Annotated in this window: 9 protein-coding genes; 2 read left to right on the top strand and 7 right to left on the bottom strand. The window is 58.6% G+C overall.

Annotation, left to right across the window (positions count from 1 at the left end):
• The first annotated feature begins 70 nt into the window (after positions 1–70).
• On the top strand, positions 71–1,162 hold the full coding sequence (locus CFB46_RS25380; RefSeq protein ID WP_089501670.1) for a porin: 1,092 nt from the start codon (positions 71–73) through the stop codon (positions 1,160–1,162).
• Positions 1,163–1,303: 141 nt separating this feature from the next.
• Here CFB46_RS25380 and CFB46_RS25375 read toward each other — a convergent pair whose 3' ends face one another.
• The 4 genes from CFB46_RS25375 to CFB46_RS25360 all read right to left on the bottom strand — a co-directional run bounded on the left by CFB46_RS25375 (position 1,304) and on the right by CFB46_RS25360 (position 3,771).
• Positions 1,304–1,879, bottom strand: a complete 576-nt coding sequence (locus CFB46_RS25375; RefSeq protein ID WP_089501669.1) for a PIN domain-containing protein — start codon at positions 1,877–1,879, stop codon at positions 1,304–1,306.
• Complete coding sequence (locus CFB46_RS25370; RefSeq protein ID WP_089501668.1) at positions 1,876–2,343, bottom strand: helix-turn-helix domain-containing protein; 468 nt, start codon at positions 2,341–2,343, stop codon at positions 1,876–1,878. Before CFB46_RS25370 ends, CFB46_RS25375 begins: the two co-directional genes overlap by 4 nt.
• Before the next feature lie 182 nt (positions 2,344–2,525).
• Complete coding sequence (locus tag CFB46_RS25365; RefSeq protein WP_089501667.1) at positions 2,526–3,488, bottom strand: quinone oxidoreductase family protein; 963 nt, start codon at positions 3,486–3,488, stop codon at positions 2,526–2,528.
• 31 nt (positions 3,489–3,519) lie between these two features.
• Positions 3,520–3,771, bottom strand: coding sequence for a hypothetical protein (locus CFB46_RS25360; RefSeq protein WP_089501666.1), 252 nt, complete (start codon positions 3,769–3,771; stop codon positions 3,520–3,522).
• 95 nt (positions 3,772–3,866) lie between these two features.
• On the opposite strand from CFB46_RS25360, the gene CFB46_RS25355 reads away from it, so the two are divergent.
• Positions 3,867–4,658 (top strand): AraC family transcriptional regulator, encoded by a 792-nt coding sequence (locus tag CFB46_RS25355; RefSeq protein WP_089501665.1) that lies wholly within the window; start codon positions 3,867–3,869, stop codon positions 4,656–4,658.
• 267 nt (positions 4,659–4,925) lie between these two features.
• Here the strand turns inward: CFB46_RS25355 and CFB46_RS25350 are convergent, their stop codons facing one another.
• The 3 genes from CFB46_RS25350 to CFB46_RS25340 are packed head-to-tail and all read right to left on the bottom strand — an operon-like array spanning position 4,926 to position 11,401.
• Positions 4,926–6,569: an SEL1-like repeat protein gene (locus CFB46_RS25350; protein WP_227789640.1), complete on the bottom strand. Its 1,644-nt coding sequence runs from the start codon at positions 6,567–6,569 to the stop codon at positions 4,926–4,928.
• A complete protein-coding gene (locus CFB46_RS25345; protein ID WP_089501664.1) occupies positions 6,566–8,629 on the bottom strand; it encodes a phospholipase D-like domain-containing protein in 2,064 nt (687 codons plus the stop codon). The genes CFB46_RS25350 and CFB46_RS25345 overlap by 4 nt, the downstream gene beginning before the upstream one ends.
• Positions 8,630–8,668: 39 nt before the next feature.
• The gene (locus tag CFB46_RS25340) at positions 8,669–11,401 is read right to left on the bottom strand and encodes a type VI secretion system Vgr family protein (protein WP_089502350.1); all 2,733 of its coding nucleotides are present in this window, start codon (positions 11,399–11,401) and stop codon (positions 8,669–8,671) included.
• Positions 11,402–11,516: the final 115 nt, after the last annotated feature.

The following is an 11,516-nucleotide window of genomic DNA, read 5'->3' as shown; positions in this document are numbered from 1 at the left end:
CGCCGATGGCGCGCCGAGTACCCGTTTTCCGTTTCACCCACCCCACAACAAACCAAGGAGACACCGTCAAATGAAGTCACGCGCAGAACGTTCGATTCGAACAGTAGTCCTCACCGGTTCGGCCGCGGCAGCCTGCATCGTCGCGCCGGCCGCGCACGCGCAGTCCTCGGTCACGATATACGGGATCATGGACGCCGGCATCGAATACGCGAACCATGCGGCGCCGGATGGCGGCAATTCGTTCAAGCTGAAGTCGGGCAACAAGAACACGTCGCGCTGGGGCTTGCGCGGCGTCGAGGATCTTGGCGGCGGACTGAAGGCTGTGTTCCGCCTCGAAAGCGGCATCGACCTTGCGAACGGCGCGTCCGACGACGGCCCGGACTCGATCTTCGCGCGCCGCGCGACGGTCGGCCTGAAAGGCAAATGGGGCGAACTGTCGCTCGGCCGCAACTTCACCGTCACGTACGACTACATGCTGCCGTTCGACCCGATGGGTTACGCGCAGAACTACTCGTGGGCGACCTCGTCGATGGCGACCGGCGGCCGCAAGGACGGCCTGTTCACGCGCTCGTCGAACGCGGTGCGCTACGACGGCGAATTCAGCGGCTTCAAGTTCGGCGCGCTGTACGGCTTCGGCAACGTGCCGGGCAGCATGAAGACCAGCTCCAAATACGATTTCGCGATCGGTTACGAGACCGGCCCGTTCGCGGCGGTCGTCACGTTCGACCGGCAGAACGGCGCGGCCGACAGCGTCACGCCAGCCGATACCGTCAACTACGTTCAGGGTATCCATGCGGGCCTGAGCTACGACTTCGGCAACCTGAAAACGATGGCCGGCTATCGCAATTATCGGCGCACGTATCACACCACGGCCGCGAACCAGTTGAGCGACATGTATTGGCTCGGTGGGTCGTACCAGTTCACGCCGACGTTCTCGCTGATCGCGGCCGTCTATCACCAGAACATCAAGGGCGGCACGGATACCGATCCGACACTGGTGTCGGTGCGCGCGCAGTACGCGCTGTCGAAGCGCACGGTGCTGTATGCGGCCGGGGCGTTCGCGATCGCGAAGCACGATCAGAAAGTGGGCGTGTCGCGCGATTTCAACGGGTACGGCACCACTCAGGTCGGGGTCACGGCGGGGATTCAGCAGCGGTTCTGATCGTTGCGACGTGACGACGGGCGGAGGACCGTGCGAGCGTTTCCGGGCGCGTCGTCCTCTGCTTCGTCGCATGTCGGGGCGCGGCACGGGCGAACGACGTGCCGGCGATTCGCTGAGCACGCGGACGCCATGGCGGCCCGTTCAGAGAATCGCCCGGTAAGCTTCGAGCGCCTTGCAGGTCTGAACCATCCCCTGCCGCTGCAGGATGTCGAGGTAACGATCCACCATCATCGGAGGATGCTTGAGCATTTCGCGTTGTCGCCGTGCTGCGCCGACAACCGCAGCCGGCTCGAGATCGAAGAGATTGTCGACAAACACGTCGGGATGCTGCGCCTCCACCCCGTACGCCGACAGCACTTCGCAGGGAAAGTCCTTCTGGTTGAACGTCACGATCACACTGGCGTTGCAGCGGATCGCGGCGGCCAGTACATGCCGATCATCGGCATCCGGCAGCCTCAGGCCCTCGATCAACGCTTCGTACCCGGTCACCAGCGCATCAGGTATCGCCCGATCCATCAGACTCGCGGTACGGTCGAGTTGCGCGGCACTGAGGTCCGCGCGCTTGCGCAGCAGATTCCGTTTCCATTCGTTGTGGATATCGGCACTCCAGCGAGCCCTGAAACATCCGCTCAATGCGAGCCACATCAGGAAATCGCGCAGCGGTGCCGGGTACAGCACGCAGGCATCATAGACCGCCGTGAATGGCGAACTCGTCATTCGTAGCCCATCCCGAACGCCTGCGCTTGCCGACCCAACTCTTCCATCGCATCGGCGCTCGCCTGATCGCGTTCGGTCTTGTAACGCATCAGATCGGAAAAGCGCACACGACGATGCTTGCCGGTCTTGTGATACGGCAGCGCCTTCGATTCGAGCAGCTTGATCAGGTGTGGACGCGACACATTGAGCAGGTCGGCTGCTTCCTGCGTGGTCAGTTCCGCGTGAACGGGCACAACCTTGACCGCATTGCCATCGGCAAGCTCCGCGAGGATGTCGACCAGCAGACGCAGTGCAGAAGTCGGAAGCTCGACCTGATGCGCACGATTTTCGTCATCGAAAATCTGGATGCGCTGTATTTCCGTTCGCGTGGCCAGATAAGCCGCCAGCGCACGCTGTCCTTCGACCGCCGCCTGCACCTCGCGCTCCACCGGCAAGATCGTATCGGACATCGAGGTATGGGGCATCGCGCACTCCCAAGCAGGTTCTCAAATGCGCCATCTTATTCGAAATAAACGAAATTCGCAATAAACGAAAATTGATAGCTCCCTTATAAGACCACCGAACCTCGATATCAGTCAATGCGCGCCGTCACCCGGCTTCTGGTCCTTCTGCGTGGAGAGCGACGACCGCCGCACGCCCTCGCCGTTCAGTCAGCGCGCATCGTGAACACCGGACGCACGAGGCTGCTCGTATCGCCCCAGTGTTCGCCGACGTCCGCCAGCGGCACCGTGCGCGTGTCGATCGTGAGACCCGCCGGCCCCGCCGCTTCGAATACGCCGCGCACCGACGCCAGCAAGCGCTGCAGCGACACGCTGCCGATCCCGCTGCCCATCAGTTCGATCGCGGTCGCCCGCAGCACGGCGCCCGGCAGCAGCACGTCCGCGCCGCCGATCGAGCCGATCTGCACGAAACGCAGCCGACGGCCATCGGGTATCGCCTTCGCGGCCGCGCCCAGCAGCGCCTGCGCGGTGGCTCCCCACAGATAATCGAGCACGACATCCACGCCCGCGCGGAAATGCGGTTCGAGCGCCCGCGCCAGATGCGCGTCGTCCTGCTGCAGCGACACCACGGCGTCCGCGCCGGCATTCAGCAACGCCTGCAACGCGGCCGCGTTGCGGCCGGTCGCGACGACCTTCGCCGCGCCGAGATGCTTCGCGATCCGCACCGCGAGCCGCCCCGACGTGCCCGTTGCGCCATTGACGAGCACCGTCTCGCCCGCGACGAACCGCGCGCGTTCGGTCAGCGCCGCCCACGACGACATCCCCGGAATCGCGATCGCCGCCGCCGTGACATCGTCGAGCGCGTCCGGCAGCGGCACGCACTGCGTATCGGGCACGATCGTGCGTTCGGCCATCGCGCCGAAAGGAACCGGCGCACCGAGGAAGTAGACGCGCCGACCGTCGTCGAGACGCCCCACGCCGTCGACACCGACGACGAACGGATAGCGTCGGACCGACGAATAATGCGTGCCGGCCGCGCGCCCCTGCGCGAGGCGGCTCAGCGCCGACGCCGTCACGTCGATCAGGCGGTGGCCCGGCATCGCGTGCGGCGCGTCGAATTCCATATGAACGGGACGCTCGCCGACGCCCGTCACGACTGCTGCTTTCATGGTGGTTCCTTCAATCCTGGAGAATGGGTCTTTACCGGGCATCGAGCCACGCGCGCAGAGCGGGATCGCGTACTTCCAGCACGTCGAACAGGCCGAGCGCACGCAGGGCAGGCAGGGCGTCGAGCGCGTCGGCCTCCGCACGCGCCCTCTCGGCCGGCGCGGCGTCCGGATCGGTCAACACCCGCGCGTTGACCAGAAACGCGCCAACGGTCCCCTTGCGAATCGTCGTTCCGCCGGCATCGACCTGGTCGGCATGGTCGGGAAGCATCTGTTCGGCTCGCATCGCGTCTTGCTCCGGTTGTCATCGATGAATGCAGTGTAGGCGCGCCAATTCGGCCGATCTCCGGTATAACGGCCATTCGATACCGATATCCGGCCATGTCCGATCCGCTTCTGCCCGCCCGCTTCGTCACGTCCGACGACGGCCCGTTCGTGGCCGCCGCCGTCCTGTCGCAACGCGACCCGCGCATCACCGCGCCGCATTCGCATGCGCGCGGCCAGCTCGTGGGCGCGCTGAGCGGGCTCGTGACGATCGGCCTCGACGATCAGGAGTGGGTCGTGCCGGCGATTCATGCGATCTGGATTCCGCCGCATTGCCGGCATTCGCTGCGCTCGTTCGGGCCGATTTCCGGCTGGTCGGCGTTCATCGCCGAAGCCCGCTGCGCGGCGCTGCCGGCGACGCCGCGCGCGATCCGCACGACGCCGCTGCTGCGCGAAGCCGTGCAGCGTGCGGCGAGCTGGGGCGATTCCGAACTGAATGCCGCGCAGACGAGGATCGCCAACGTGATCCTCGATGAAATCGCGGCATCGGAAGCCGAGGCGCTGGGGCTGGTCCGGCCGCGGGACCCGCGGCTCGTAAGGATCACCGATGCGCTGGCCGCGGATCTCGCGAACGACCGGCGGCTGGAGGAATGGGCCGAATGGGCCGGCATCGGCGCACGGACGATGAGCCGCCGCTTCGTCGCCGAGACGGGGCTGACGTTCGCGCAGTGGCGTCAGCAGGCCAGGCTGCTGCGGGCGCTGGAGCGCGTTGCCGACGGCGTGCCGGTGACGACGATCGCGCTCGATCTCGGGTACGACAACGTGAGCGCGTTCATCGACATGTTCCGGCGCGCGCTGGGGACGACGCCGGGGAAGTATATGGAGGCGGGCCGGCGAACGGAAGGATAGGTGCGGCCGTCAGCAGGCATGAATGGTCGCGGCTCACTTACTGATATATCGGATATTCGAACTAAACGGCCCACACGGTTATCACGCTGCGCCGCGATTCGATATCGATCATTCGCGTCTGCCGGGTCCTCAGTGAAAGAACACTCCCGCCGACCTGTTTCAAGACATCTCACCGCACTGCCCTCGACGGTGTCCCTCTTGCGAGCGATGGGCTGGGAGTCAACGATGACCGCCCCAACCTACGTCGAATGCAGCACTACACCACTTTTAAAGAGTAATGGTGTAAATGCCGGGGGAGCCCGTTTCTGCATTCGGGCTCCCCAAATAGGTCCATTCAACATCATCGTTCGCAACGTCGATGAATTGTTCGATAGGTGATGGAAACGCCCGCCCCTTTTCGACAAACGTTTGCTGATTCCATTGGTTAAACAAAGCGGCCATTGAGTGGTCATCTGCAACGCGGCCTTCCCACACGCCTGTTTCCGTGCAGCGACGATCACCCGAGCACTTCACTGTCACCGGCTGCGCCGCTACCTCGCGCAATAATCCTGCTTCAACCATATTCGCCAAAAAATCTGCGCGCTGTGGCGGCAGACGGTACGCTTCGCCGAGGAAATGCCATTGCACTCGATCCGGCGATAGCCATTCGTGCAACGGCAACTCGAACCGCTCTCCCGTTTCAAAGCGCTCTGGCGAGCCAGAGCGAGCGATCAACCGCCCATCGGGCTCATTCGATGAACCATACAGTGCCAGCCAGTATCCCGTTTGGGGTACGCTTTGATCCCCACTGACTGCAAGCGTGCTCGCCTCCAATGCGGCGACCGCATAACCATCGGGTATAAAAGAACGTCCCTGAAGCGCACTACTCTTTTGCCGACTGACTGGTGGAGTAACCGCCTTCGCGGCATTGATCAGCGTTTGTCCATCACCGTTCCATTTGGGTAGCGGCGCCGGCGGTAACGGCAGTATCTTGTCTAGGTTGGGAAGTTTCAATCGTCCGTCGTAAAGTTTCAAGATATCAGCAATTTTTCCGTACCGTTGAGCGCGCGCTTTGTCGATATGGCCTACTAGATTGGTTCCATTTTCGAGATCCATCCCGTCAAATTCCGATACAAGGCTATCTGCACATTTGGTGCTCCCGAGCTTCACACCTTCATGCAAGACCTTCAGCGCGCGGAGCTTCGCCTCAAGTGTATTGGGACGCGCATAGATCAGACCCAGCTTCTCTGCGGCATCTCCATATCCCTGTGCAAAAGCGCATTCGAGCATCTTGGTTCCCACTGCTTGGTTGGCCCAAAAACCCTCACTGGGGTTATCGTAAGACGCAGCCAGCTTGTATCCCAGAAACGCCATTGCAGCCGGACTACCCATATCCGCTGCTCGCTGGAAAAAAGCGTAAGCGCTCGTAGCGTCCCCCTCCTTTACCACGCCGTTGAGATGATATACACCCATCCTGTCGTACGCGTCGGGGATATCGAGCCTCATCGCCTTCTCGACCCATTGAATGGCGACTTCCGGATTGTGGTCTGGTACGCCGGAATGATCACTCAAGATCAACGACGCCAGATTCAGCATCGCTTTCCAATGATTTTTTTCAGCTGCTTGTAGATAGAGCTGATATACCTTTGTATAGTCGACGTTGTCAGAAGGTACCCCCGGGGCATCTAGCCTCAACGCTTGCTGGAACCACATTTCTGCCTGTGGATCAACGGACGGCACCCGTTGCGCCTCATATACACAGGTAAAGTCTTTTCGGTGTGGATCAAAGAGCGGTAGTTTTTCGTTTCGTGGCAGATCAGACATAGCAGTGGTCAACTTATTGCCGATAGAAGTCAGGATGCCCGCATGCGCCGTAGTTGTTAACAACAAAGCGGCGAGGGCAAAACGCAACACGTAGATAAAAATATTCATGCGTACACATTTTCAGGAGAGCCACCGACGCCACCGCCATTTGGCACGGAGATCGCCCCGTACAGCGTCGTGGTCGAACGATGCTCGATGAATGGCAACAAAAAACCAGTCATCGGCTGCGTACCCGCTTGCTGGATGTCTTGATTCTTGCTCATCCGTCGATTCCAATTCCTGAATGTATCCGGCATATCTTTTGGGTGACCGCTATATTTAACATCGCCACCATAGAGCAATCCGAATACACGCTCGCGAAGATCAGCCGCATAAATACTACCGGTTGCAGCTATATTAATTTCACTATCAATAGCCATGCTTCGCTGATTCAGGTTTGCACTACCCACCGTAATAAACACATCATCAATGATCATCAACTTCGAGTGAATATAGATTTCCCGATAAGACATGTTTTGATCAGCATCGGGACCACTCGTTCGCAGTCTCGCGACACTGACAACGACACCCAGCGTTTTCTCAAGATTTTCCACACTAGGTCGATCAAGCACTTCACCACGACCTCTGCTGCCCTTTCCATAGACAAAATCAAGTTTTCCTTTATCGACAAGCCCCTTTTGCTCAGACATCGAATCACCAGCCCCAAGCAGGGTCAGAGTATCGTATGTTCGAGGCACCATTTCCTCCCGCTCCGGATGTGGAATCACGATAAAAAGATGCAGTTTCGGCATTTCAGTAACTGGCTTATTTGCCTTCTTCATCCAGTCATCGCAATATTTTTTCCGTGTTTTGATCAGGTGACGAGCGAATTCCGGGTAAAAGAAATACTGATTTTCCATGTAAATGTAGTTGCGTGCACTACTGGTAGCCTGAAAATACACCTCCTTGATTGATTTTTCTCGTTCACGAGGTTGCGTGCGCACAATTTGCACAAGATGTGCCGGATTTCCGGCTACCCGCGGAATCTTCGCTGGTGGTGCTGGAGGAATCTGGTATGGCAATTCTCCAACATTGAGTGCCGCAGCCCATGCGTTTTCAAAATTGAAATGCAGCTGCGCAAGCGCCGGCCCTACAACTCGGCACGCGTAGTCCTGAAAGGGACGTCCATGCACATAGTTTTCGTGGCCTATTCCGCGCTGCACGTCGTTTTTCGAAAACCTGTTTTTCAGGCCCTGGTACAAACTAGTTTTTGCTGGCGCAGTCTGCGTTGAAATTTCTCGTTTCAGCTCGTCTTCAATAAGTGGCGAAGACAAGATCTCACGCTTTCGATCGTCGATTTCGTGAACGATCCGATCCCAGTAGTCGGTAACCGAATTTAGCCCCATGACGTAACCAACCGCCTTACTTCCGTTGTCGTAGTCGTAATCGATCAGAATTGGTTTCTGGTGATGTGTCCCATAGTCCTCCATCCCGCTCCGCTCATCAACAACACTGAATGTACTGGTTACAGGCTTGTCCTCTTCCGCAGGCGCAGTAGTCATCAAGGCTTTCGCATCGGCAGGCGAAACTTCACGCAGTACAACACGAAGGCGAGGATTCTTTCCGCTATTGCTTCTTCCTCCGGGTAGGTTCTCGGCCCACCATGCAACACAGGCCTTGTGACGCTCGCTCTTCTCATCGCCATACGCAGGCCCCTGTCGAAGATGGTAAACAATAGGACCACTAGTCCAATTTTCCTGCACATCTGAAAAACCGGGCATATTGTTTTGGACAGCTGAGCCACGTGGGGTAGACCAGATCAGCAATCGCACTGTGACAGGATTTTCCTTGCGGGTAGTGATCTCGTCCAATAACTGTCCGTAGGTTTGTCCACGCGGCCACGTTTCACCGTCTCTCTCGAGCTCCATACCTGGATCAAAACCCCAGCAGACGATATCTGCCGATTTCTTCGCATCGCGCAAGTCTTTGGCTATCCGCTTGAATCCCTCTTCGCCGCAAATGATGAAGCTGAGCTTGTTTCCCTTTGTAATCGGGCAGGTGCCGTCCCCATTCTTTTCTTTCACGTCGCGGTGCTCAACCAGAAATTGCATCGCATTCTTCGCCGACCTTGATTGTTCATCGATCGCGACTGTTGCGTGTTTGTGAGTTTTAAGTGGGAAATCTGCCATGTCTGCTGTTCTCAGTAGTGGATGCGATTGGCATTGCTCTCAGACATACCGCTCACCTTGATTCGTGCGTTGATCCGGGTGATCAGATTCTTCGTTGAGCGCATCCTTGACGTTTAAATTGTATTCTGCGCCGTTGCTGAGTTTAGCAGTGTAGGCTTGAGTACCTGCCTGGTGATCGTCCACAACGATCCGACCGAATTCGTCAGTGACGCCTGCGCCGATCTTTGCGCTCCCCTTGTATAGCTCATAGGGCTCGCCGGAAATCAAATGCCCTTCACCCGGTAACGCCTGCAAAGCGAAGTGCAGTTGCTCCTTCTCTGGCGGCAAAGCAGGAATAATCGGCGCGCTTACGCTATCAGGACCAACGAACGTCTGGCTTGCCGAATGCACTTCAAAGCCGCCCGATGTGCCGCTCTTGATTTGCCCGCTTGTCCACCGGGTATAGCTCCCGCCCCCGTTGATCTCGACCTCCTGCTGCGCACTAATAGTGATTTTCGTGGCCGTCACCGTAACGTTCAGCTTCGCCAGCAGATTGATGCTGTCCTTTAGTGCCTTCACGTCGATGTCGCCGGCCGCCGCAACGAGCCTCATACCGGCCTCATAGGCGAACAGGCGCAACGCTCGACGTGCACTGGCGAAAAATCCACCGCCCGTACTGACGGACATATGTTCGCCAGTGGTAACTGCAGTGGTTTTGCCACTGCTCAGGTGAATCTGTTCGTCAGTCGTGGCCGCGACGCCTGCAGGGCTGGCCAACACCAAATACGGCCGCTCGAACTGTTTGAGCGTACCGCCACCTTTTATCGAGTTCGCCTGGCTCTTCAGCGAATTGGCAATAGCCTTTTGCTCGCCATCTTGCGCGCCTGCTGCCTGGGCCGACTGCGCGACGCCGGCGGCTATATCCTGCGCGTTCACAAGTTGGAGATTCACCTCGTCGACACTGAAAGTATCCCCAGTCGCTCCGGGGCGGGCATGCGTCGACAGGAGCATCCCGCGTGCGCCGCGTACCGCAACGTGACCATCCGTGCGCAACTCCGCGCCCTCACCACGCTTCTCGCCGCGCCCAGTGGGTTCGCTGACTCGCGTGAGGTAGCCCAAATGCAGTCCTGACTCAAGATGATCGCTCCGAATCTGGGTCTGCACTTGCCCCGCCGTGTCGTCTTTCAGCCAGACGTTGTTCTGCTCTCCACCAATCTCCTTGCTGACGAAGCCTGACAGGGCATGTTGATCGGGAAGATTCCACTGCGGCCGATGCGTGCCGTTCCCCACACGGGCCGTGATCACCGGCCTGTCAGGGTCACCATCGAAAAATGGCACGACCACCTCGTCACCGACTCTCGGTAACTGGATACCGCCAAACTGAGCGCTGGACCACGGCTGTGCAACCCGCACCCAGCACGAACTGCGCTCGTCACGTTTTCCAATACGATCCCAGTGGAACTGCACCTTCACGCGCCCCAGTTCATCCGTATAGACTTCCTGACCTTGCGGACCCACCACAGTAGCCGTCTGCATCTGCATGACCGGCTTGCGGTGTTCGAACGGGCTGCGATACGGAACGGCCTTTCTTTGCGCCTCTATCTCGACGAGAAAGAAGCCTTTGGCTCCATCATCGTGCACAATGATCGATGTGTTTCCGATGCCCCGGCTCGCCATTGCGTCGGACAGACGCTCCTGCAGTCCATGAGGGAAGTTAGCGTGATGACTTGAGCCTGGGAGGTTGTTCTCAATCAGCCATACGGTTTCGATAATCGCGAATTCACGCCGCTCGGCAGAATCCCGATCGTGCTCCGGATGCCCGGTGAATTCGAACCACCTGCCCGCATCGGCCGCACGCAGGCTGCCAGTACCGTAGAACCGCTTGGCGCTCGACTCCCACTCCTCCATTTGCACCTTGGCAAGGTAATCTCCTCGCTCTTGCTTCAGGTAGGTGTAGGGGCCGGTGTACTCGTACATCTCCAACTGTTCGGGCAATTCGGGCAACACTGTCGGTACATTAGTGCCCTTGGGATTTCCCAGGGAAGATGGATTCTTGTAGTCGAACGTGCGCGTCGTCAGCACGGCGCTATGTAGGACTCGCACTCCTGACCAGTGAACCAGTGCGTCGACCTCGCTATTTGCACCGTCTCGCGAAAATTGAACCGCTTTCGGCGTAGATTGCTCACAAGTGTCTAGGCGATCAGTAACTGTCAGCATGTGCGATTTGCCATCGCCAGCCTGCGTCCAGATGCCGAACAGTCCTTCTGCCTCCATGAGCCGGTGAACGAAGTTCCAGTCGTCCTCGTACTGAGTGCAATACGATCTTGGCGGCAGCGGCTTTGAAAGTGCGAACTTGAACTGTCCTTTCGCTTGCGGATGGGCGTTGAACACGTCGCTGAGGATTTCATCGACAGGCCTGTCCTGCCAGATACGTTGATCTCGGCGAAACTTGAGGAAATTCATCCACGATGCGAATCCGATCTGGTAGCTGGTCAGCCCACCTTCCGCTCCCAGCCGTCTTATCGAGTAAACATAGCCATGCCGAGGCAGATACGACTTGTTAGCCTGCTGGATCCACAGGGTGATGGGTTGCCCGATCAGTTTCTTCAGTTTGAGATCGTTGCGCGTCGACAACACATCGAGCGTGAAGTCGTACTGTCGTCCGATCCGAGACCAGCCCGCTACACGATGCGGTAGCAGCACGTTGGTGCCGAGCGGGGTATCGAGTTTCAGCAGACGGTCTTGCTGAAGCAATCCGCCGTGAAGGGCCCTCACAATATCTTGCGCGTCCATTCCCATCCCTTTATTACTTTTTGCTTACTTATTGTCATTAATATGACATGGGCTCTCTTGCGCGATTCTAACTGCACTCAGATCAGTATTGCATCAGGTTTACAAAAACTTGGCG

The organism is Burkholderia sp. HI2761, assembly GCF_002223355.1.
Lineage (GTDB): Bacteria > Pseudomonadota > Gammaproteobacteria > Burkholderiales > Burkholderiaceae > Burkholderia.
This window is presented reverse-complemented; position numbering and strand designations above follow the sequence as displayed.

Excerpts from the sequence above, each read along its gene's own strand:
- CFB46_RS25375 (WP_089501669.1), bottom strand. The coding sequence starts at position 1,879 with ATGACGAGTTCGCCATTCACGGCGGTCTATGATGCCTGCGTGCTGTAC.
- CFB46_RS25340 (WP_089502350.1), bottom strand. The coding sequence starts at position 11,401 with ATGGACGCGCAAGATATTGTGAGGGCCCTTCACGGCGGATTGCTTCAG.
- CFB46_RS25365 (WP_089501667.1), bottom strand. The coding sequence starts at position 3,488 with ATGAAAGCAGCAGTCGTGACGGGCGTCGGCGAGCGTCCCGTTCATATG.
- CFB46_RS25350 (WP_227789640.1), bottom strand. The coding sequence starts at position 6,569 with ATGAATATTTTTATCTACGTGTTGCGTTTTGCCCTCGCCGCTTTGTTG.
- CFB46_RS25345 (WP_089501664.1), bottom strand. The coding sequence starts at position 8,629 with ATGGCAGATTTCCCACTTAAAACTCACAAACACGCAACAGTCGCGATC.
- CFB46_RS25360 (WP_089501666.1), bottom strand. The coding sequence starts at position 3,771 with ATGCGAGCCGAACAGATGCTTCCCGACCATGCCGACCAGGTCGATGCC.
- CFB46_RS25370 (WP_089501668.1), bottom strand. The coding sequence starts at position 2,343 with ATGCCCCATACCTCGATGTCCGATACGATCTTGCCGGTGGAGCGCGAG.
- CFB46_RS25355 (WP_089501665.1), top strand. The coding sequence starts at position 3,867 with ATGTCCGATCCGCTTCTGCCCGCCCGCTTCGTCACGTCCGACGACGGC.
- CFB46_RS25380 (WP_089501670.1), top strand. The coding sequence starts at position 71 with ATGAAGTCACGCGCAGAACGTTCGATTCGAACAGTAGTCCTCACCGGT.